Below are 22,261 nucleotides of genomic sequence, written 5' to 3' on the forward strand. Positions count from 1 at the left end.
CGTTCGGCTCCTCAGGTGAGTTGGGTGTCACGTCGGTCGTCGGTCCTGCCGCGCCTGGCTCCCACGTAGCCGATCCGGCGGCTGATGTCGGCGGCCATGGCGAGCGCGGTCGGGGCGAGGCGATGGCAGTCGTCGAGGCTGAACCTGCCCGCGGGAGCGGACACGCTGAAGGCGCCCACCGGCCGGCCGTCGGCGTTCATGATCGGCAGGCCGACGCAGCGCACGCCCTCCTCGTTCTCCTCGTCGTCGATCGCGTAGCCGCGTTCGCGCACGACGCGCAGCTCGGCGAGCAGAGCGTCGCCGGTGAGGGTCCGCGCGGTGCGCACGTCGAGCGGCCCCGCCACGACTTCCGCGGCGCGCCGGTCGTCGAGCGACAGCACGGCTTTGCCCATCGCGGTGCAGTGCAGGGGCGACCGGGTGCCGATCCGCGAGACCAGCCGGACCGACTTGGCGCTCTCGACCTTGTCGACGTAGACGATCTGGTTGCCGACCGGCACGCCCAGGTGCACGGTCTCGCCGCTGAGCTCGACCAGCTCGACGAGGTACGGCCGGGCCGCCGCGCGCAGGCCGTCCTCTTCGAGGTATTGGCCCGCGAGGGTGATGAGGGTGACGCCGAGGCGGTAGGACCCCGCCGCGTCCCGGTCGAGCACGCCCAGCTCGAGCAGCGACGTCACGTACCTGTGCGCCGTGCTGACCGCGATGCCGGCGTGGCCGGCGAGCTCGCCCAGTGAGACGCCGGACTGCCCGGCCTCAGACACGGCATTGATGAGTTCGAAGGCCTTGTCGACGCTCGATGATTTACGCCCGCTCTTCATTCGAGTAACTCGAATCCATTTTCATATTTCTGCACTGTTTTGCGATGGTTACATCAGGAATTTGGCATGTCAACCCTTTGTGTGGTGGGGCTTTTCGCTGCGCTGCACGAGTGTTGTGAGCTGGGGAAATGTAGGGATATTGAATGCTACTCGGGTGCTTGCCCGACTTGTTGAATTTCTCTGTGTGACTGAATTATGTCGCTATGCACGCTCTATCCCTCGATGCGATGTCTCACCCCTTTCCCCGTGATCATGCAGAAGTTCGGAGAAATGCACGACGACCGGCACCCCCCTGTTCCGTGATCATGCAGAAGTTCGTGAACGTGCCTCGTGACCAGGAACTTCTCGACCTGTGATCATGCAGAAGTTCGACAGGAAGGCCTCCCACCTGCGGTGACGCCTTCCGTGATCATGCACTGAATGAGGGGCGGGGCCTCGAGGCTCCGCCCCTCGTCGTCAGCGGGTCCTGACGAAGTCGGCCATCTCCTGGCGGAGGTCCTCGCTGGGCTCGGCCATGGCCGCGGCCAGAACCCAGTCGACCGCCTCTTCCGGTACGGCCGCCGCCGGCCACCCGGCCAACGCCTTCAGCGCCGCGCGCCGGGAGCGCACGCTCCTGGCGGACAGGCCGATGCGGATCAGCGAGAGCCCGACGCCCGGGAACCGGGCCAGCCGGCCGACCACCGACTCCAGGGCGTTGTCCGGCGCGAAGTCGGCGCCCCACAGCACGCCGTCCACCGGTTCGCCGGTGAGCAGTTCCAGCGGAAGGAGGTTCTCGGCGAGCCGTGCCGTCCGCTCGACGTCCTCGGCCGTGCACCCCTCGGCGAGCACCATCCAGGCGTAGGCGTCGAGCGGGTCGCGCCGCAGGTAGGCGATGACCTGCTCGGCGACCGGCAGCGCCAGCCGCATCGCCGGCCACAGCCCGGCCGTGAAGTCCTCCCGCTCCGAGTCCGCGAGGTGGGTGAGCACGAGCTCACGCCATCGCGGCTCGGCCACGAGAGCCTCATAACGCGCGCGCAGCCGGTCGCGCGCGCCCTCCTGCCAGTCGAGCTCGCCGATCGGGTCGATCAGGAAGGCCCTGACATGGAGCAGAGCGATGAGGCGGCCGAGGACCGGCGGGCGTTCGGCGGCGAGATCCGCATACCGGTGCAGCACCGGTACGGCATCGGCGTAGTCCGTCATGTCCCTGGCCGGGCCGCCGTTCGCCAGGCCGGCCAGGATGCCGCCGGCACCTGAGAGGAGACCCTCGTCCACGTCCGGCCGGGCGAGCGCGGAGCGCAGGCCGCCGGTGGTGGCGGCGATGTGCACGAGGTACTCGTTCATGATTCCGTTGCGGAATCCCTCGCGCAGGAGCCAGTCCTTGACCTCCGGATCGTCACACCCCTTGAGCCGCTCGACCGCGTGGATCCGCCCCCAGTCCCGCACCCGGCGGGCCAGGCCGTAGACGGCGCGTTGCCCATCGGGCTGCGTGCGTATGAGCGCGACCACCGCGAACAGGGTCAGCTCCTCCAGCGTGCCGAGCAGCAGGAGCAGATCCCGGTCGGACTCCCCGCCGCAGGCGCCGACCATGACGAGGCCGATCTTCACGGCTTCGCGCCTTGTGCCCTGCTCGGCGAGGTGCCGCCCGATCGCGTGGACCCGCCCGGCGGGCAGCTTGCGCCGCCGGAGTTCGGCGACCAGTTCGTCGGCGACCGCGAGAGCCGAGTGCTCGGCCGCCAGGTCGTGGAGACGGACCAGGTCGTCGTGCTGCGGCGCCGCCGTCACCAGGGTCTGCAGCAGGCCGGCCATCTCCGCCACGCCGCCGGGATCGTCTCCCCGCGCGAAGTGATGGGTCCTGATGCCGTCCATGACCACGCTGGAGATGTACGGCGGGCCGGATTCAGGGCGGGGGAGTTCGTCGGGGAGCCGGGACGCCTCTTCTGGCCAGGGGCCGGGGCCGTACCGGACGGACATCGCGAGCGCGTGAGCGAGGAAGGTGGGCCGATCACCGACGGGACCGTCATCCAGCTTCCAGACGCCGGGCTTCACCGGCTGGGGCGGAGGCCGCCCTTCCTGTAGATCATCATGTCGTCAATGATGGCCGGGCGGCCGTCGCCGCCGCAACACCCGTCAAGGATCCTCGGCGAACAGGTGGCGGAGAAAGCGCTCGGGGGCGGCGAGGAAGTCGCGCGTCAGCGTGACCGGAAGGCAGTCGTCGTAGGCGGTCTTCCTGATCGCGCCGTCCTCACCGATCTGGAGGATCCGGGCGCCGGGCAGGGAGAGCAGGATCGGCGAATGGGTGGCGATGACGAACTGAGAGCCCTGAGCGGTCAGGTCGGCCACCCTCGCCAGTACGGCCATGCAGCCTCGGACCGACAAGGCGGCCTCCGGCTCGTCGAGGATGTACAGCCCCTGCGGGCCGAACCGGTGGGTGACCAGGTCGAGGAACGACTCGCCGTGGGAGCGCTCATGCGGCGAGATGCCGCCATAGGAGGGCAGCAGCGGCTTGCCCGAGGCCTTGTCGAGGCGTTCGATCTCCGTCGCCACGTTGTAGTAGGACTCGGCGCGCAGGAAGTATCCGGTCCGCGGTTTCCTCAGTCCCCAGCCGACGACGAGGTGGTCCGCGAGCGACGACTCGGTGGCGCGCGTCGCGAACTGGAAGGACTGCGAGCCGCCCTCGGCGTTGAAGCCGCAGGCCACGGCGACGGCCTCGACGAGGGTCGACTTGCCCGAGCCGTTCTCGCCGACGAGGAAGGTGACCCCCGGTGAGAACGCCAGCCCGCGCGTGCTGGCCAGCCACGCGACCACGGGAAGGCTGAAGGGATACCCCTGGTGGATCTGGCGCGTGTCCACACGGATGTCGCGGATGAATCCCGCGTCGACGCCTCTCACCGTCATGACGATAACCCGGGCCCGCTCACCCGAAGGCGATCGCGGCTCCCGTCTTGATCGACGTGCGCGCGGCCTCGATCAACGTGAGGCAGGAGAAGGACTCGACCCCATAGCGCTGCCACGTCGCGGAAGGGCTGGTGACCCGGCCTTCGATGGCGTCCTGCACCTCGTCCGACCATGGATCCAGGCCGTCGGGAAGCTCCAGGAGCCGGGCCAGCCGGAGGCATTCGTCCAGCAGCCGGTGGGACGAGCCGATGAAAGAACCGGTGACGCGTTCGTCGACGATCACGGGCGGGAAGTCGACGGGGACGTAGAAGCCCTCTGAGTCACCGTGATGGACGAGATGGTCAAAGGAGCCGTTCGGAGCGCCGGCGACGGTCACGGTTCCGGAAACGGTGACCGCGTGGGACGGCCGGCCGCGGTACACCTCCTCGAGGAGGGAGTCGTCGATCGCGTCCTCATCACCTGGAGGCGGGAGCATGCCCGAGGCCGCGACGTGCACCGCGAGCCGGCGCAGGTAGTGGAGCCCGTCGTAGCCGTACATCTGGGAGTCGAAGGTCTCCGCGGGGTCGACGTCCGGCTCGTTCCACTGTGGAAACCCGGCGGCCTCGAGCGCGCGCGTGACTTCGGCGAAGTCGGCCCGGTAGTCGGCGATCGTCTCGTCGTCGTCGAGGTCGGTCAGGATGCCGACGAAGATGCTGAGTCCCATGACGCAGATCATGGCGGGGGCCACCGACAACCCGCGGTTCACACCGGATCGGCGGATTAAGTGAATCCTTAGGTGGCCGTTGACAGTGCCGCCGCCCGGGAGTCCACTTGGCCGACCACCCACTATCAAGGGGGTCGCCATGCAGGTTCCCGCACCGGTGGAGTATGAGCGCGCGACCAGCGTCGAGCACGCCATCGGCCTGCTGGAGCGGCTCGGAGGCTCGGCCCGGCTCGTCGCGGGCGGCCACAGTCTGCTCCCCATGATGAAGCTCCGGCTGGCCGGTCCGGAGTATCTGATCGACATCAACGACCTCCACGGCGAGCTCGGCTACGTCGACGTGGGGGCAGCCGAGGTCCGCATCGGCGCGATGGCCCGGCATCGTGAGCTGCTGGAGTCGGACCCCCTCGCCGAGGTCTTTCCGATCTTCCGCGACGCCGAGCGGGTCATCGCCGACCCCGTGGTGCGCAACCGCGGCACGCTCGGCGGTTCCCTGTGCCAGGCCGATCCGTCGGAGGACCTGTCGGCCGTGTGCACGACGCTCGGCGCCAGTTGCGTCATCCGCGGCGGCGCGGGGGAGCGGGTCGTGACCATGGAGGAGTTCCACCGCGGGCCGTACGAGACGGCCGTCGGCGACGCCGAGATGCTCGTCGAGATCCGCATCCCCGTACGGCCCGGCGGGTCCAGCGCGTACGAGAAGGTCGAGCGGCGGGCCGGAGACTGGGCGATCGTGTCGGCGGGCGCGGCCGTCTGGCTGGACGGCGGCGTGATCGCCGACGCCCGGGTCGGCCTGGCGGCGGTCGGCCCGAACACGACCGGGTTGCCGGCCGTCTCCGCCGCGCTGCGCGGCAGGGAGCCGTCGGAGGAGCTGTACGAGCGGGCGGGCGTGCTGGCCGCCGAGTCGTGCAGCCCGGTCACCGACATGCGCGGCAGCGCCGACTACAAGCGCCACCTCGCCAAGGAGCTCACCAAGCGGGCCCTGCGCCGTTCCGTCGAAAGGGTGTGACATGCAGGTGACGATGACCGTCAACGGTGAAGAGGTCACCAGGGAGGTCGAGGGCCGCCTGCTCCTCGTGCACTTCCTGCGCGACCACCTGGGCCTGACCGGCACCCACTGGGGATGCGACACGAGCAACTGCGGCACGTGCGTGGTGTGGCTCGACGGCGAGCCGGTGAAGTCGTGCACGGTGCTGGCCGCGATGGCCGGCGGCCACGAGGTGCGCACGGTCGAAGACCTGGAGCGCGACGGCGAGCTGGATCCGGTGCAGCGCGGGTTCATGGAGTGCCACGGCCTGCAGTGCGGCTTCTGCACCCCCGGCATGATGATGACGGCCCGCGCCCTGCTCGACCGCAACCCCGATCCCTCGGAGGAGGAGATTCGCGAGGCCATCTCCGGGCAGATCTGCCGCTGCACCGGCTACGCCACCATCGTGCGATCCGTACGGTGGGCGGCCGCGCACGAGGCGAACGCGGGAGGTGCGGCGTGACCACCGTCGACGAACGACCGGCCGGATTCGAGAACAACGACCACAAGCCCGTCGGCCACGGCCGGATGCTCCGCAAGGAGGACCCGCGGTTCATCAGAGGCAAGGGCCGCTACGTCGACGACGTCCAGCTGCCCGGAATGCTGCACTGCGCGATCCTGCGCTCTCCCGTCGCCCACGCCAGGATCGTGAGCATCGACACCACCGCCGCGGAAGCCCACCCGAAGGTCAAGGCGGTCGTCACCGGGGCCGCGCTGACCGAGCTGGGATTGGCGTGGATGCCGACCCTGTCGGGCGATGTGCAGGCCGTGCTCGCCACGGACAAGGTGCGCTTCCAGGGCCAGGAGGTCGCGTTCGTCGTCGCGGAGGACCGCTACGCGGCGCGCGACGCCCTCGAACTGATCGACGTCGAATACGACGTGCTCGACCCGGTGATCGACGTGCGCAGGGCCCTCGAACCGGGCGCGCCCGTCATCCGCGACGACCTGGACGGCAAGACCGACAACCACATCTTCGACTGGGAGACCGGCGACGAGGCCGCCACCGAGGCGGTGTTCGCGAGCGCGGACGTCGTCGTCAGCGAGGACATCGTCTACCCCCGCGTGCACCCCGCGCCCATGGAGACGTGCGGGTGCGTGGCCGACTACGACCGGATCGACGGCCGGCTGACCCTGTGGTCGACGAGCCAGGCGCCGCACGCCCACCGCACGCTCTACGCGATCGTGGCGGGGCTGCCCGAGCACAAGATCAGGGTCATCTCGCCCGACATCGGCGGCGGCTTCGGCGGCAAGGTGCCGATCTACCCCGGGTACGTCTGCGCGATCGTGGGATCGATCGTCACCGGCAAGCCGGTGAAGTGGATGGAAGACCGCTCAGAGAACCTGACGAGCACCGGATTCGCCCGCGACTACATCATGCGCGGCGAGATCGCGGCCACCAGGGACGGGAAGATCCTGGCCGTCCGCACCAACGTGCTCGCCGACCACGGCGCCTTCAACGGGGTCGCCGCCCCGGTGAAATACCCGGCCGGCTTCTTCGGCGTGTTCACCGGCAGCTACGACCTGCAGGCCGCCCACTGCAAGATGACGGCCGTCTACACCAACAAGGCGCCCGGCGGCGTCGCGTACGCGTGCTCGTTCCGCATCACCGAGGCCGTCTACCTCATCGAGCGCATCGTCGACTGCCTGGCGTACGAGCTCCAGATGGACCCCGTCGAGCTGCGCATCAAGAACTTCATCCAGCCCGACCAGTTCCCGTACCGCACGAAGACCGGCTGGCTGTACGACTCGGGCGACTACGAGCCGACCATGCGCAAAGCGCTGGAGATCGCCGGTTATGACGAGCTGCGCAGGGAGCAGGCGGAGCGGCGGGCGTGCGGCGAACTGATGGGCATCGGCGTCTCGTTCTTCACCGAGGCGGTCGGCGCGGGCCCCCGCAAGGACATGGACATCCTCGGCCTCGGCATGGCCGACGGGTGCGAGCTGCGCGTGCATCCCACCGGCAAGGCCGTGGTCCGGCTGTCGGTGCAGACGCAGGGGCAGGGGCACGAGACGACGTTCGCCCAGATCGTCGCGGAGGAGATCGGCATCCCGCCCGCCGACATCGACGTCGTGCACGGCGACACCGACCAGACGCCGTTCGGACTCGGCACCTACGGCAGCCGGTCGACCCCCGTCTCCGGCGCGGCGGCCGCCCTGGTGGCGCGCAAGGTGCGCGACAAGGCGCGCCTCATCGCCTCGGCGATGCTGGAGGTGTCGGTCGCCGACCTCGAATGGCAGAAGGGTGCCTTCCACGTGAAGGGCGACCCCGCGAAGTCGGTCACCATCCAGGAGATCGCGATGCGGGCGCACGGTGCCGGCGACCTGCCCGAAGGCGTCGAAGGCGGCCTTGAGGCGCAGATCTGCTACAACCCGGAGAACCTCACCTATCCGCACGGCGCCTACATCTGCGTCGTCGACATCGATCCGGGCACCGCGCAGGTCAAGGTGCGGCGCTTCGTCGCGGTCGACGACTGCGGCACCAGGATCAACCCGATGATCATCGAGGGTCAGGTGCACCGCGGCCTGACCGACGGTGTCGGCATGGCGCTCATGGAGATGATCGCCTTCGACGAGGACGGCAACTGCCTCGGCGGATCCCTCATGGACTACCTCATCCCGACCGCGCTGGAGGTGCCCGACTGGGAGACCGGCTTCACCGTGACGCCGTCACCCCACCACCCGATCGGCGCCAAGGGCGTCGGGGAGTCCGCCACCGTCGGCTCACCGCCGGCGATCGTCAACGCGGTCGTCGACGCGCTCAAGCCCTTCGGCATCCGCCACGCCGACATGCCGCTCACGCCGTCGCGGGTGTGGGACGCCATGCGCGGCGTGCCGCGGCCGCCGGTCTGAGGGACGCCGATGGCCCCCGGAATCGCGTCACGGATGAAGGAACTGGCCGCCGATCGCGTCCCGTTCGTCCACGCGGTCGTGGTCCGCGCCCAGTTCCCCACGGCGGTGAGCGCGGGCGATGACGCGATCGTGCTGCCCGACGGATCGATCGAGGGATTCGTCGGCGGCCAGTGCGCCGAAAGCTCTGTGCGCACCGCCGCGCTCGGCGCGCTGAAGGACGGCAACTCGGTGCTGCTGCGGGTGCTGCCGGAAGACGACCTGGACTTCCCCGAGTCGCCCGGGGCCCAGGTCGTGGTCAACCCCTGCCTGTCCGGCGGAGCCCTGGAGATCTTCCTGCGGCCCCTGCTGCCGCCGCCCGCGCTCTGGATCGTGGGCGACTCGCCGATCGCCCAGGCGCTCGCCGACCTGGCGGGCGCCCTCGACTTCGCCGTACGGCGAAGCGCCGACGAGCAGGGCCCCCGGGGCGCGACCGCGGTCGTGGTGTCCAGCCACGGGCGTGACGAGGTTACGGCGATCCGCAGAGCCCTGGACGCGGGAGTGGGTTTCGTCGGACTGGTCGCGAGCACCCGGCGGGGAGCGGCCGTGCTCGACGAGATGGGATTGAGCCGGGAGGAACGAACGCGCGTGCGCACGCCCGTGGGCCTGCGCATCGGCGCGCGCACGGCGCCGGAGATCGCGCTGTCGGTCCTGGCCGAGATCGTCGCGGCCGTCCGCACGCAGAGGCTCGACCCGGCCCCCGCGGCTGAGCCTTTTCCGGCCGATGCCCGGCATGCGGTGGACCCGGTCTGCGGCATGACCGTGACGGTGTCCGCGGACACGCCGCACCTGACCGGCGACGGACGGACCGTGTGGTTCTGCGGCGCGGGCTGCAAGGAGCGCTACGCCGGGCGGGACACCACCGGCGGGGGACGGTGACGCGATGGAGGGCACCGGCACCGGCACCGGCACCGGCACCGGCCTAGTCACCGGAACCGCCGACATCACGCGGAGGCTCGACGACGTCGGCTACCTCGTCGACGAGGGCACGGCGTCGGCCTTGTTCCTCGCGCTCACCCTCGGCCGCCCCCTGCTGCTGGAGGGCGAGCCGGGTGTGGGGAAGACGACCGCCGCCAAGGCGCTGGCCCGCGCCCTGTCCACCCCGCTGATCCGGCTGCAGTGTTACGAGGGGCTGACGGCCGGAGAAGCCCTCTACGAGTGGAACCACCAGCGCCAGCTGCTGGCCATCAGGCTCGCGGAATCACGCCACGACCGCCTGCGCGACGCCGACCTGTTCACCGAGGAGTTCCTGCAGGAGCGGCCCATCCTGCGCGCGATCAGGCACGAAGGACCCCTGCCTCCCGTGCTGCTCATCGACGAGATCGACCGGGCCGACGACGAGTTCGAGGCCCTGCTGTTCGAGTTCCTCGGCGAGGCGGCGATCACGATTCCCGAACTCGGCACGTTCGCGGCCAGGCGGCCGCCCGTCGTCGTCCTCACCTCCAACCGCAGCAGGGACCTGCACGACGCGCTGCGGCGGCGCTGCCTCTACCACTGGATCGACTTCCCCTCGCCCGCGCGGGCGGCGGAGATCCTCCGCCGCAGTGTGCCCGCGGCGGCCGAGCCGCTGATCAGGTCGGCCACCGACTTCGTCGGCCGGGTGCGCGGGCTCGACCTCGACAAGGCGCCGGGCATGGCCGAGACGATCGACTGGGTCTCCGCCCTGTCAGCGCTGGGGGCGACCGGCCTGGTCAGGCAGGACGTCGTCCGTACGCTCAGCGCCCTCGCCAAGACGCCGGACGACAGGCGGACGATCGGCGACGCACTCGACGGGCTGGTCGGGACCGGACCGTGAGCGAAGGAACGGAGAGAAGAGCCCGTGAAGATTGCCCATGAGTTCACCGTCGGCGTCCCGATCGAGCAGGCGTGGGCCGTGCTCACCGACCTGGAGGGCGTCGCGCCCTGCATGCCGGGCGCCCAGCTCACCGGGATGGACGGGGAGGTCTATTCCGGCAAGGTCAAGGTGAAGGTCGGTCCCGTCGTGTCCGAATACGCGGGGACCGTGCGCTTCGCCGAGAAGGACGACGCGAACCATCACGCTGTGATCGACGCCAGGGGCCGCGACTCGCGCGGGGCGGGTACGGCGTCCGCCACCATCACCGCCCAGCTCGCGGCCGACGGCGGCAGGACCCGCGTCACCGTCGACACCGATCTGAAGATCTCCGGGCGGATCGCGCAGTTCGGCAGCGGAATGATCACGGAGGTGTCCGGGAAGCTGCTGCGCCAGTTCGTGGACTGCCTGGAGGGCAAGCTGGCCGCCGACGCTCCTCCCGCCGTCGTCTCAGCCGCCCTCGCGGAACCCGTCTCGCCCGAGCCCGAGCCGCTGGACGTGATGAGCGTGGCGGGAGGCTCGCTCTACAAGCGCGCGATCCCCGTGCTGGTGGTGCTGGTCGTCGCGGCGGCGGTCGTCGTCTACCTCGTGGCCACGTGATCTCGGCGTCCCCTTCGCGGGAACCGGCCGCCTTCCTGCCCGGAGTCGACCGCGCGGCGCTCGCCGTGGCCTTCGCGGACCGGTTGCGGCGGCGCGGCATGCCTGTCGGCCTCACCGCCGTGCAGGATGTCGTGCGCGCGCTGGAGGCCGACCCGCCCACCTCCTTGTCGCGGCTCTACTGGGCGGCGCGCATCGGGTTCGTCCGCCGGCACGCGGAGATCGAGATCTTCGACGAGGTGTTCGCGGCCGTTTTCCGGGGTGTGGCCGTGGCGGCCGACCCGAACGCGCGCAGACGGCCGGGGGGCGGCGGCGGAGCCCCCTCCCCGACGGGCCCCCGCCTGCCCGCGCCGTCCCGGGAGGACAGGGGCGCGTTGCCATGGGCGACGCTGCCCCAGGTGGTCGCGGGCGCGGCCGACTCCGCCGCCTCGCCGGCCGTGCCCGAACGGCTGCCCGGCGACGTCTCCGGCCTCGCGGACGTGCCGTTCGAGCACCTCGACGGCCGGTCGATGGAGCTGCTCGGCGAATGGCTCCGGGCCGCCGTCGCCGCCTGGCCGGTCAGGCGTGGCCGCCGTTTCGCCGTGGGTCCCCGCGGACGCCGGCCGGCGTTGCGTGCGACGCTCGCGCGGTCCCGCCGTACGGGCTGGGAGCCGTTCCACCTGATGCGGGAACGGCCGCTGGACCGGCCGCGGCGCACGGTCATGCTCTGCGACGTCAGCCAGTCGATGCAGGCCGAGGCCACCGCCTATCTGCACATGATGCGCGCACTGGCGCTGGTGGCGGGAGCGGAGGTGTTCGCCTTCGCCACGTCGCTCACGCGGCTCACCCCGGCGCTGACGCACCGGTCGGCGGCCGACGCCGTCGACCATGCCACCGCGAAGGTCGCCGACCGGTTCGGCGGCACGCGGATCGCGGCGAACGTCCACACGCTGCTGGCGTCCCACCACGGAGGCACGCTGCGCGGCGCCATTGTGATCATCGGTTCGGACGGCTGGGACAGCGACCCGCCCGACGCTCTGGCCGCGGCCATGGCCCGCCTGCGCCGCCGCGCCAATCGCGTGATCTGGATGAACCCGCGGGCCTCCGCACCCGGGTTCGAGCCGTCCGCGGGCGGCATGGCGGCGGCCCTGCCGTACTGCGACGAACTGCTGCCCGCCGACACCTTCGCATCGTTGCGCCGGGTCATCGACGCGATCGCCCGCACACGCTCTAGCTCCACAGGGTGACGTGGATGGACGGGCGGAAGCGCCCGATGCTGACGCCGGGGCCGCGCAACATGGCCTGCGTCGCGCGCGGGGTGGTGACGAACCGCACCAGCTCGTCGGTCGCGGGCGAGGCAGCGCGCTCGTCCAGCGTGAGCGTGGCCCAGGCGCCGTCGAAACGCAGCGAGTTCCCCGCGAGGCGGATCAGGCGGCCGTTGGCCAGGTCGCGGGCCACCGCGAACGACACGGTGGGAGCGATCCCGTGGCCGCGCATGGCCTCCTCCAGCGCCGCCGCGTGGCTCTGGAAGATCTGCTGGCGGGCTTCCGGGACGTTGACGCGGCGCAACACCGCGGGGATGACGCCGATGTCGGCGGCGGCGGATGGGCCGAGCAGCCACGTCTGGTCGCGGAGCTGGCCGGGGGTGACGTCGAGTCCGGCCAGGGGATGGTCGGGGCCCGCCACCACGATCACCTGGTAGTTGAGGAACGGCCGCCTGACCAGCGACTCGTCGGCGCCTCCCGGATGCGGGCCGATGGCCACGTCCACGGCGCGGGAGCTCAGCAGTGTGCCGAACCGCCGCGGATCGTGCACGCTCAGCTCCACGTCGAGGTCGGCGGCCCTGCCGGCGAACAAGTCGATCAGCCCGGGGGCGGCGTGCTCGGCGAACAGGCTCGACGCCGCGATGCGCAGCAGCCTGCGCCCACGGGCGGCCTGGCTCACCTCGATGATCGTGCGCTCCTGGAGGCTGAGCATCTCGGCGGCCCGGCTCGCCAGCCGCAACCCGCCGGGGGTGAAGGCCAGCCCCGAGGCCGTACGGGTGAAAAGCTGGTCACCGAGCTCCTTGCGCAACTGGCTGACATGCAGGGAGACGGCGGCCTCCGACACCTCGAGCTCCGCGGCCGCCTGCTTGACCGATCCGAGCCTGACCACGGCGGCGAACGCGCGGAGTTGGGTTGGCGTCATGGGTGAGACGCTACGCGCGCGCAGGCGCACACTCCACAGTTGATCCATTCCTCGCCCGGCTCCGGATCAGGCCGGCCCGTCAGGCCGGCTCGGCGCGGACCGCGTCGAGGAAGGCTCCATGGCACGTGCGTATCAAAGATCGCGATGACGCGCCGCAGCGAGGTGCTGCGCCGTGCCAGGCAGGAGGGGAGGGGGCCGGTCGGCTGTTGTCGACCGGGCATTTCGGCGTTCCGGCTACCGCGGCGCGCGCCTGAAGGATCTCAGAGCGGGCATGCGGACGAGCCGTTCCGCGAAGGCCTTGCGGCCGTATCCGCGATCGACCGGGAGACGGCGCCCGACATGGCGTGGGCGGTCTTCTTGACCGTCCCGGCGACCTCGGGCAGGGCCAGAATCGGCGAGGGGCCCGCCACGCCCACCGCCATGCAGATCCTGCCGTCCGGGCCGAACACCGGGGCGGCCGCGCAGGCCACCCCCTCGGCGAACTCCTCGCGGGAGAAGGCGATTCCCGTGCGCCTGACCATGTGCAGCTCGCGGTCGAGCGCGGCCGGTCCCGGGATCGTCCTGCGGGTCATCCTCCGCATGGCGCCGGCTTCGCGGAACGTCGCGTTCAGCTCGGCGTTGAACGCGAGGAGCACCTTTCCCGTCGCGGTGCAGTGCAGCGGCGCGCGGTCGAGGCCGTCGGACGGCGAGCTCACGCGGGCGTGGCCGTACACCCGCTCGACGTAGGCCACCTCGAGCCCGCGGGCGACGGCCAGGTTCACCGTCTGCCGGGTCAGCTCGTATAAGCGCACCATGTACGGCAGGACGATCCTCCGGCCGCCGGGAATCGTCCGCGGCCCCGGGCCTGCCAACGTGGCGAGCTGGTCGCCGACGGCGTAGTCGATGCCGATCCGCCGGGCGAAGCCCCTCCTGCACAACACGCCGAGAAGGCGGTGCGCGGTCGTCTTCGGCAGTCCCGTCCTGCGGGACAGCTCGGCGAGGCTCATCGGCTGGCGAGCCGCGCTCAGTGACGTGATGATCGTTATCGCCTTTTCCAGGCTGCTGGGCTGGTCGGGCGTCAGTTGTCGAGACAGTGGTGATTCCTCGGGTGCTCCGCGGCGTTTCTTTCGCCGCCCGCCATCGCGGGACAAGGCGCGCCGCGTCCATGGATCAGGTCATGGGCCAGCAAAGCAAAGCATGACTACCCAAGGCAATGCGACACCACTCTCGGTAGCCGCGAAGGGCCGCCTTTGGCCGCGGATCTCAGGGCGGGGGGGCCTGGGGCGCCCCATGTCATGTTCCGTTCTCCGGAATGGAATCTTCAACTTTCCGTATCCGGTACATAGCTTTCTGTGTGCAGCGGATCTTCTTCGACGAGGGGGACGGGCCATGACCGTGGAGACCGAGGAGGCGTCGCTCGCTCAGACCACCGAGCGGGTCAAGGTGCTGGTCGACGGCCGTCTGGCCGGCTTCCTCGACGAGCACGCCGCCCCCGTCGCCGACCCGGAGGTGGCCGCGGCCTACCGGCTGTTGCGTCGTTTCATCCTCGGCGGCGGCAAGCGCATCCGGCCCCTCCTCTGCTACTGGGGATGGCGGGGGGCGGGCGGGGAGGAGAGCGACCAGATCATCTCGGCGGGTTCCGCGCTGGAGCTGTGCCACGCCGGCCTGCTCATCCACGACGACATCATGGACGGCAGCGAGCTGCGCCGCGGAGCTCCCACGATGCACCGGAGCCTGGCGGGCATGCACGAGGGGCCTGGGGCCCCCTCGTTCGGCCACGCCGCCGCGATCCTGATGGGCGTGCTCACGCTGGCCTGGTCCGACGAGCTGCTGTCGGCGAGCGACGTCGAGCCGGGGCGCCTGCGCGCCGCGCGTGCGCTGTTCGACCGGCTGCGCGCCGAGGTGATCACGGGGCAGTACCTCGACATCCTCGCGCAGGTCCGCGACCTTTCCACGGTCGAGCAGGCACTGATGGTGGTGCGGTACAAGACCGCCAAATACACCGTCGAGCGGCCGCTGCAGATCGGCGGGGCGCTGGCGGGCGCCGACCCGGTCCTGCTGGAGGCCTACTCCGAGATCGGCCTGCCGCTGGGGGAGGCCTTCCAGCTCCGCGACGACATCCTGGGCATGTTCGGCGACCCTGCCCAGACGGGCAAGTCGGTGCTCGACGACCTGCGCGAGGGCAAACACACCATTCTCATCGCGCACGCCTTCCAGCACGCCTCCGGCGCCGAGGCCCGCCACCTCGGCGCGTGGCACGGCAACCCCTCCCTCACCGAGGAGCGCGCGGCGGAGTTGCGGGACATCGTGGTCTCCACCGGGGCACTGGCCCGGGTGGAGGCGATGATCGCCGATCGTTCCCGCGACGCCCTGCACGCGCTCCATGCCGCGCCGGTCGATCCCCTTGCGCGAAGCGGCCTGGCCGTACTGGCGGGTGGTCTGATCGACCGCACCCGCTGAGCCTTCGACCGACCAGGTAGGCCCGATCAACCGGATGGGGGAACCAGTTCATGGGGCGTGTACTGCTGGCCGCCCCGCGCGGCTACTGCGCGGGAGTCGAACGGGCCGTCGCCACCGTGGAGGAGGCGTTGCGGCGGCACGGCCCGCCCGTCTACGTCCGCAAACAGATCGTGCACAACACCTTCGTGGTGGGCGACCTCACCCGGCGGGGAGCGGTGTTCGTCGACGAACTCGACGAGGTGCCCGACGGAGCCCTGGTCGTCTTCTCCGCCCACGGGATCTCGCCGGCCGTCCGGGACCACGCCGCCGAGCGAGGTCTGCGCACCGTCGACGCGACCTGCCCGCTCGTCACCAAGGTGCACAAGGAGGCGGTGCGGTTCGCCGGCGCGGGCCACCACATCCTGCTGATCGGCCATGCCGAGCACGAGGAGGTGGAGGGCACGGCCGGAGAGGCGCCCGGGCGCGTGCACGTGGTCGACCCGGCGCGGCCCGACGACGTCGAGTTGCCGGAGGGCGCCGAGGTCGGCTGGCTGTCCCAGACCACCCTGTCGGTCGACGAGACGATGGCCGCCGTCGCCCGGCTGCGCGAACGGTTTCCCGGCCTCGTCGATCCGCCCAGCGACGACATCTGTTACGCGAGCCAGAACCGGCAGGAGGCCGTCGCCGCCGTCGCCCCCCGATGCGAGCTCGTCATCGTGGTCGGCTCCGCCAACTCCTCCAACTCCCGGCGCCTGGTCGAGGTCGCGCTCGCCGCGGGCGCCCGGGCCGCCCACCTCGTCGACCGGGCGGGCGACGCCGACGAGCGCTGGCTCGACGGCGTGGAGACCGTCGGGGTCAGCTCCGGCGCGTCCGTGCCCGAGATCCTCGTGGGTGAGCTGCTCGCCTGGCTCGCCGGGCACGGCTACGCCGAGACCGCCACGGTCACCCTGGCCGAGGAGACGCTGACCTTCTCCCTTCCCCCCGAGCTCCGCGACCGGAGCGGGTGACCCCCGCCCGCACGGGACCGGCCACTCCGCCGCCCCGTACGGCACGCACGCCTCTGCCGGTCACCGACCGGGACCGGCAGCCCACCCTGACAGAAAGGTGATCTCGTCATGACCGAACCGCTCACCTCGGACGAGCAGCCGCAGCTCAGCCTGGGCACCGCCGCTGCGCGGAACCTGGCGACGACCACCAAGTCGGCGCCGCAGATGCAGGAGATCACCTCGCGGCACCTGCTGCGGATCCTCCCGTGGGTGCAGGTGATCGGCGGCGCCTACCGGGTCAACCGCCGGCTCAGCTACGGCGTGGGCGACGGGCGCATCACGTTCGTCTCCACCGGAGCAGAGGTCAGGGTCATCCCCGCCGAGCTGTGCGAGATCGCGGCGCTGCGGCGCTTCGACGACACCGACGTGCTGTCGGCCCTGGCCCGCCGGTTCACGCAGCGGGAGTACGCGCCGGACGAGGTCATCGTCTCCGCCGGCGCCCCGCTCGACCAGGTCGTCCTGATCGCGCACGGCAAGGTCGACAAGCTCGGCGCGGGCGCGTACGGGCACGAGACGACGCTGGAGGTCCTCGCCGACGGCGACCACTTCGGCGACCAGCTCCTCACCGATGAGTCGCAGGCGTGGGACTTCACCGTGAAGGCCATCACCCCCTGCACCGTGCTGACCCTCTCGCGCGAGGCGTTCCAGGACGTCGCCGCCCAGTCGCCCGAGCTGCGCGCGCACCTGGCGGACCACCGCTCCGGCGCGGGCCGGGCCGCCAACGCCCACGGCGAGGCCGAGATCGAGTTGGCTGCGGGTCATGTGGGGGAGGTGACGTTGCCGGGGACGTTCGTGGATTACGAGTTGTCGCCTCGTGAGTATGAGTTGAGTGTGGCGCAGACGGTTTTGCGGGTGCATTCGCGGGTGGCGGATTTGTACAACGAGCCGATGAATCAGACCGAGCAGCAGTTGCGGTTGACGATCGAGGCGTTGCGGGAGCGTCAGGAGCACGAGCTGGTCAACAACCGGGAGTTCGGTCTGTTGCACAACGCGGATCTGGGTCAGCGGATCCATACGCGGACCGGCCCGCCCACCCCCGACGACATGGATGCCCTGCTCGCCAAGGTGTGGAAGGAGCCCGGCTACATCCTCGCCCACCCCAAGGCGATCGCCGCCTTCGCCCGCGAGTGCAACAGCAGGGGCCTGTACCCGCAGAGCGCGGAGCTGCACGGCAACAGGGTGCCGGCCTGGCGCGGCGTGCCGATCCTGCCGTGCAACAAGATCCCGGTCAGCGAGCACGGGCTGAGCTCGATCATGGCGATGCGCGTCGGGGAGTCCGAGCAGGGCGTCATCGGCCTGCACAGGACCGGCCTGCCCGACGAGTACCAGCCGGGCCTGTCGGTCCGTTTCATGGGCATCAACGACAAGGCGATCATCTCCTACCTCGTCACCACCTACTACTCCGCGGCGGTCCTGGTGCCGGACGCCCTCGGCATCCTCGAGAGCGTCGAGATCGGCTAACGGCCCATGCAGCCCTTCACGCTTCCCGACTTCTACGTGCCGTATCCGGCCAGGCTCAACCCCCATCTGGAGACGGCGCGAACCCACACCAAGGCGTGGGCCGACGGCATGGGCATGCTCGACCCCGAGCTCGGCGTCTGGGACGAGCGGCAGCTCGACGCCATGGACTACGGGCTCATGTGCGCCTACACCCACCCCGACGCGCCGGCCGCCGAGCTGGACCTCATCACCGACTGGTACGTCTGGGTGTTCTTCTTCGACGACCACTTCCTGGAGGTCTTCAAGCGCAGCGGGGACATCGACGGAGCGAAGGACTATCTCGACAGGCTGCGGGCGTTCATGCCGGCCGACCCGGCGGCGCCGATGCCGGAGCCGGTCAACCCGGTCGAGCGCGGCCTGGCCGACCTGTGGATCCGTACGGTCCCCGACATGTCGGTGGACTGGCGGGTAAGGTTCGCCGAGAGCACGAAGAACCTCCTGGACGAGTCCCTGTGGGAGCTGTCCAACATCAACGCAGGCCGGGTCGCCAACCCGATGGAGTACATCGAGATGCGGCGGCGGGTCGGCGGGGCGCCCTGGTCGGCCAACCTCGTCGAGCACGCCGTCGGCGCGGAGGTCCCCGCCCGCGTGGCGGGGACGCGTCCGCTGTGCGTGCTCAGGGACACGTTCTCCGACGCCGTCCACTTGCGCAACGACCTGTTCTCCTACCAGCGGGAGGTCGAGGAGGAGGGCGAGCTGAGCAACGGCGTCCTGGTCTTCGAGAGGTTCCTCGGATACGGCACCCAGCAGGCCGCCGACGCCGTCAACGACCTGCTCACCTCCCGGCTCCACCAGTTCGAGAACACCACGCTCACCGAGCTGCCGCCGCTCTTCGAGGAACACGCGCTCGACCCCGCCGAGCGCCTGGCCGTACTCGCGTATGTGAAGGGCCTGCAGGACTGGCAGTCCGGCGGGCACGAGTGGCACATGCGTTCCAGCCGCTACATGAACGGCGGCGGCGCGTCCGGCGGGCCCGCGCTCGAGGTTCCCGTGCTCAGCGTCCCCGTGCTTGGGGGGCCCACCGGGCTCGGCACCTCGTCGGCCCAGATCAGACTGGCCGCCGGGCTGACCGGGCCCGGAGGTCCGAGGAGCCACACCCACGTCCCGTACCGGGATGTGGGGCCGCTTCCGCGGCCCGACTTCCGCATGCCGTACGCGGTCAGGGTCAACCCGCACGTGGACGCCGCCCGGCGGGAGAGCGTCGAATGGGCGGGGCGGGTGGGGTTCCACGACCCGCTGCCGCAGATGCTCGGGCGGCCCCTGTGGAGCCGGCGCAGGAACACCGGTTTCGACTTCGCCCTGTGCGCGGCGGGCATCGACCCGGACGCGGACGTCGGCGAGCTGATCCTGTCGGCCGAGTGGCTCACCTGGGGCACCTACGCCGACGACTACTTCCCTGCGGTCTTCGGTCCCGCCCGCGACGTGGGCGGGGCGCGGGTCTTCCTCGAGCGGCTGCCGGCGTTCATGCCGCTCGACCTGGGGGCGACCCCGGAGCCGGTCAACCCCGTCGAACGCGGCCTGGCCGATCTGTGGGCGCGGACGGCGGAGCCCATGACCGACGGCGGCCGGGCCGTGTTCCGCGAGGCGGTGGAGAGCATGACCGACAGCTGGTTGTGGGAGCTGGCCAACCACACCCAGAACCGCGTCCCCGATCCGATCGACTACATGGAGATGCGCCGCAGGACGTTCGGGTCCGACATGACCCGTGCGCTGGCGCGGCTCGCCCGCGGCCGTGACCTGCCGCGGGACGTCTACCAGACCCGCACCGTGCTCGGCCTGGAGAACTCGGCCGCCGACTACGCGTGCCTGCTCAACGACGTGTTCTCCTACCAGAAGGAGATCCAGTTCGAGGGGGAGCTGCACAACTGCGTCCTGGTCGTGCAGAGCTTCTTCGGCTGCGAGGAACGGCAGGCGGCCGCCATCGTGAACGACCTGATGGACTCGCGCATGCGCCAGTTCGAGCACCTGGTCGCGGCCGAGCTGCCCGCCTTCTTCGACGACCACGACCTGGACGGCGAGGCCAGGGACGCGCTCACGGCCTATGTGGAGGAGCTGAAGGACTGGATGGCCGCCATCCTCCTGTGGCACGAGAAGACCAGCAGATACGTCGAGTCCGAGCTGGTGCACGTTCCCCGGGCGCCCGGCGACTTCGGTGCGGGTGACTGGTCGGGCGGCCCGACGGGGCTCGGCACGGCGTCGGCTCGGATCGCCGCCGCAGTGGGATCGGCGGTGTACGGATGACCGCTCCCGGCACGGAGGGCGCCACGACCGAAGCGGCTCTCAGCCTCGGCACGGCCGCCGCGCGCAACCTGGCGTCCACGAGCAAGACGCAGCCGCAAATGCAGGAGATCAGCTCGCGGCACCTGCTGCGCGCGTTGCCGTGGGTGGAGGTGACCGGCGGCGCCTACCGGGTCAACCGCCGCCTCACCTACCGCCCCGGCTCCGGGCAGGTGGTGTTCGCCTCCACGGGCTCGCGGGTCGACGTCGTGCCCGCCTCGCTGGGCGAGCTGCCCGCGCTGCGCGGGTTCGGCGACGAGGCCGTCCTCGGAGAGCTCGCGGACCGGTTCGTCCAGCACGACTTCCAGCCCGGCGAGCGCATCGTCTCCGCCGACACCCCGGTGGACGAGGTGGTTCTCGTCGCGTACGGCAAGGCCGACGCGAGCGCGAGCGGCGAGTACGGGCGCACCCGCGGGCTGCGGATGCTCGCGGGCGGCGACCACCTGGGGGGGCAGGCGCTGGCCGGGCCGGCGATGAGGTGGGGGTTCACCGCGACGGCCGTCACGGCCTGCACGGTGCTCACTTTGCCGCTCGCCGTCTTCCGCGAGGTGCTGGGCCGTTCGGAGGCGCTACGCGAGCACATCGCCCGCGTGGCGCTGGCCGCCCGGGCGCCCCAGAACAGGCACGGCGAGGCCGGCATCGAGTTGGCTGCGGGTCATGTGGGGGAGGTGACGTTGCCGGGGACGTTCGTGGATTACGAGTTGTCGCCTCGTGAGTATGAGTTGAGTGTGGCGCAGACGGTTTTGCGGGTGCATTCGCGGGTGGCGGATTTGTACAACGAGCCGATGAATCAGACCGAGCAGCAGTTGCGGTTGACGATCGAGGCGTTGCGGGAGCGTCAGGAGCACGAGCTGGTCAACAACCGGGAGTTCGGTCTGTTGCACAACGCGGATCTGGGTCAGCGGATCCACACGCGGACCGGCCCGCCCACCCCCGACGACATGGACGAGCTGCTGTGCCGACGGAGGAAGTCGCACTTCTTCGTGGCTCATCCGGAGGCCATCGCGGCCTTCGCCCGGCAGTGCAACTGCCGGGGCGTCTACCCCGACACCCTGGACTTCGGGGGCTCCAGAGTGACGGGGTGGCGCGGGGTGCCGATCCTGCCGAGCGACAAGATCCCGGTCACCCGCGAGGGCCTGACCTCGATCATGGTCATGCGGACGGGGGAGGACGACCAGGGCGTCGTCGGCCTGCACAGGACGGCACTGCCCGACGAGGTGCAGCCGGGGGTGTCGGCCCGGCTGATGGGCGTCGACGGCAAGGGCATCACGTCCTATCTGGTGACCACGTATTTCTCGGCCGCCGTGCTGGTGCCGGACGCTCTCGGCGTGCTGGAGAACGTCGAGGTCGGCTGACCGGCGCCTGAGGGGAGGCGGGACCGGGCCGCCGGGTGCCTGGTCCCGCCTCCCCTCAGGCGAAGCCGGCCAGCTTGTAGAGCACGAGGGAGCCGGCGACGGCGACGTTGAGGCTCGCCCCCGTGCCGATCATCGGGATCTCCACGACCGTGTCGAGCAGGTCGAGCGCCTCAGGCGGGATGCCCTCGCGCTCGTGCCCGAGCACCGCGATCGTCGGCATGCGGGCCATCGGCAGGTCGGCCAGCCGTACGGCCTCTTCCGCCAGCTCGACGCCCACCACGTGGAGACCCGCGGTCCGGCTGCGCTCCAGCCACCTCAGCGGGTCGCCCACCCAGTGCACGCAGGCGGGACGGCGCAGCGTGTTTCCGCGGTCGAGGGCTTCGGGCACCCAGGGAAAGCGGGGTACGGCCAGGCACGCCCCGACGGCGTCGCAGGTGCGCAGCAGGGTGCCCAGGTTGGCTCCGTGCATCGGCCACAGGGGCGCGGCGATCAGATGGCCGAGGCAGCGGGGCGGGCGGCGCCGCCGTTCCCCTCGCAGGTCCTTGCGGGTGCGGACCCGTACGGCGGGCCTGCCGGCGGCGGTCATGACAACGCGCGGAAACCCTCCGCGACGAGGTGAGAGCACATCGGGATGGGCGCTTTCAGCGGCACGCCCGGGCCATCGGAGAATCCGGATTTCGCTCCAGCGTAGGGGAGTCCGGCCGGGAGGCGCACGTGAGGGCCTGTCACGGAGAGGTGAACGCTGCGGAAAACGCCCCGATCTTTGTCGTCC

19 protein-coding genes are annotated in these 22,261 nt (G+C 70.9%); 12 read left to right on the top strand and 7 right to left on the bottom strand.

Features of this window, described 5'->3' with window-relative positions; all coding sequences use genetic code 11:
• Window positions 1-11: 11 nt before the first annotated feature.
• From Pth03_RS18115 to Pth03_RS18130, 4 genes are all read right to left on the bottom strand, one after another.
• Complete coding sequence (locus Pth03_RS18115) at window positions 12-815, bottom strand: IclR family transcriptional regulator (protein WP_203945477.1); 804 nt, start codon at window positions 813-815, stop codon at window positions 12-14.
• A 456-nt stretch (window positions 816-1,271) separates the two neighbouring features.
• The gene (locus Pth03_RS18120) at window positions 1,272-2,840 is read right to left on the bottom strand and encodes a hypothetical protein (RefSeq protein WP_203945478.1); all 1,569 of its coding nucleotides are present in this window, start codon (window positions 2,838-2,840) and stop codon (window positions 1,272-1,274) included.
• 81 nt (window positions 2,841-2,921) lie between these two features.
• Complete coding sequence (locus Pth03_RS18125; RefSeq protein ID WP_239119132.1) at window positions 2,922-3,683, bottom strand: AAA family ATPase; 762 nt, start codon at window positions 3,681-3,683, stop codon at window positions 2,922-2,924.
• Between the two features lie 25 nt (window positions 3,684-3,708).
• A complete protein-coding gene (locus tag Pth03_RS18130) occupies window positions 3,709-4,392 on the bottom strand; it encodes a putative DNA-mimic protein (RefSeq protein ID WP_203945480.1) in 684 nt (227 codons plus the stop codon).
• A 139-nt stretch (window positions 4,393-4,531) separates the two neighbouring features.
• Here Pth03_RS18130 and Pth03_RS18135 point away from each other — a divergent pair, with 139 nt between their 5' ends.
• The 7 genes from Pth03_RS18135 to Pth03_RS18165 are packed head-to-tail and all read left to right on the top strand — an operon-like array spanning window position 4,532 to window position 11,953.
• Window positions 4,532-5,395 carry an FAD binding domain-containing protein gene (locus Pth03_RS18135; RefSeq protein WP_203945481.1) on the top strand — a complete coding sequence of 288 codons (864 nt, stop codon included), beginning with the start codon at window positions 4,532-4,534 and terminating at the stop codon, window positions 5,393-5,395.
• A gap of 1 nt (window position 5,396) precedes the next feature.
• Window positions 5,397-5,876: a (2Fe-2S)-binding protein gene (locus tag Pth03_RS18140; RefSeq protein ID WP_203945482.1), complete on the top strand. Its 480-nt coding sequence runs from the start codon at window positions 5,397-5,399 to the stop codon at window positions 5,874-5,876.
• Entirely contained in the window at window positions 5,873-8,263 is a 2,391-nt protein-coding gene (locus Pth03_RS18145; protein ID WP_239119133.1) for an aerobic carbon-monoxide dehydrogenase large subunit, read from the top strand. The genes Pth03_RS18140 and Pth03_RS18145 overlap by 4 nt, the downstream gene beginning before the upstream one ends.
• A gap of 9 nt (window positions 8,264-8,272) precedes the next feature.
• Window positions 8,273-9,178, top strand: coding sequence for an XdhC family protein (locus tag Pth03_RS18150; RefSeq protein ID WP_203945483.1), 906 nt, complete (start codon window positions 8,273-8,275; stop codon window positions 9,176-9,178).
• Window positions 9,179-9,182: 4 nt separating this feature from the next.
• The gene (locus Pth03_RS18155) at window positions 9,183-10,094 is read left to right on the top strand and encodes an AAA family ATPase (protein WP_203945484.1); all 912 of its coding nucleotides are present in this window, start codon (window positions 9,183-9,185) and stop codon (window positions 10,092-10,094) included.
• Between the two features lie 24 nt (window positions 10,095-10,118).
• Window positions 10,119-10,730 (top strand): SRPBCC family protein, encoded by a 612-nt coding sequence (locus Pth03_RS18160; RefSeq protein ID WP_203945485.1) that lies wholly within the window; start codon window positions 10,119-10,121, stop codon window positions 10,728-10,730.
• Window positions 10,727-11,953, top strand: a complete 1,227-nt coding sequence (locus Pth03_RS18165; protein ID WP_239119134.1) for a vWA domain-containing protein — start codon at window positions 10,727-10,729, stop codon at window positions 11,951-11,953. The genes Pth03_RS18160 and Pth03_RS18165 overlap by 4 nt, the downstream gene beginning before the upstream one ends.
• On the opposite strand, the gene Pth03_RS18170 is transcribed toward Pth03_RS18165, so the two are convergent.
• Window positions 11,937-12,893 carry a LysR family transcriptional regulator gene (locus tag Pth03_RS18170; protein ID WP_203945486.1) on the bottom strand — a complete coding sequence of 319 codons (957 nt, stop codon included), beginning with the start codon at window positions 12,891-12,893 and terminating at the stop codon, window positions 11,937-11,939. The genes Pth03_RS18165 and Pth03_RS18170 overlap by 17 nt on opposite strands.
• 260 nt (window positions 12,894-13,153) lie before the next feature.
• Window positions 13,154-14,023: an IclR family transcriptional regulator gene (locus Pth03_RS18175; RefSeq protein WP_203945487.1), complete on the bottom strand. Its 870-nt coding sequence runs from the start codon at window positions 14,021-14,023 to the stop codon at window positions 13,154-13,156.
• Window positions 14,024-14,261: 238 nt separating this feature from the next.
• Here Pth03_RS18175 and Pth03_RS18180 point away from each other — a divergent pair, with 238 nt between their 5' ends.
• The 5 genes from Pth03_RS18180 to Pth03_RS18200 all read left to right on the top strand — a co-directional run bounded on the left by Pth03_RS18180 (window position 14,262) and on the right by Pth03_RS18200 (window position 21,489).
• Window positions 14,262-15,332, top strand: a complete 1,071-nt coding sequence (locus Pth03_RS18180) for a polyprenyl synthetase family protein (RefSeq protein ID WP_203945488.1) — start codon at window positions 14,262-14,264, stop codon at window positions 15,330-15,332.
• A gap of 50 nt (window positions 15,333-15,382) precedes the next feature.
• Window positions 15,383-16,318, top strand: a complete 936-nt coding sequence (locus tag Pth03_RS18185; RefSeq protein ID WP_203945489.1) for a 4-hydroxy-3-methylbut-2-enyl diphosphate reductase — start codon at window positions 15,383-15,385, stop codon at window positions 16,316-16,318.
• 108 nt (window positions 16,319-16,426) lie between these two features.
• Window positions 16,427-17,818, top strand: a complete 1,392-nt coding sequence (locus Pth03_RS18190; RefSeq protein WP_203945490.1) for a family 2B encapsulin nanocompartment shell protein — start codon at window positions 16,427-16,429, stop codon at window positions 17,816-17,818.
• Window positions 17,819-17,824: 6 nt separating this feature from the next.
• A complete protein-coding gene (locus Pth03_RS18195; RefSeq protein ID WP_203945491.1) occupies window positions 17,825-20,098 on the top strand; it encodes a family 2 encapsulin nanocompartment cargo protein terpene cyclase in 2,274 nt (757 codons plus the stop codon).
• Complete coding sequence (locus Pth03_RS18200) at window positions 20,095-21,489, top strand: family 2B encapsulin nanocompartment shell protein (RefSeq protein ID WP_203945492.1); 1,395 nt, start codon at window positions 20,095-20,097, stop codon at window positions 21,487-21,489. Before Pth03_RS18195 ends, Pth03_RS18200 begins: the two co-directional genes overlap by 4 nt.
• A gap of 55 nt (window positions 21,490-21,544) precedes the next feature.
• On the opposite strand, the gene Pth03_RS18205 is transcribed toward Pth03_RS18200, so the two are convergent.
• Window positions 21,545-22,075, bottom strand: a complete 531-nt coding sequence (locus Pth03_RS18205; protein ID WP_203945493.1) for a TrmH family RNA methyltransferase — start codon at window positions 22,073-22,075, stop codon at window positions 21,545-21,547.
• Between the last annotated feature and the right edge of the window lie 186 nt (window positions 22,076-22,261).

The sequence above is a fragment of the Planotetraspora thailandica genome (genome assembly GCF_016863335.1).
Lineage (GTDB): Bacteria > Actinomycetota > Actinomycetes > Streptosporangiales > Streptosporangiaceae > Planotetraspora > Planotetraspora thailandica.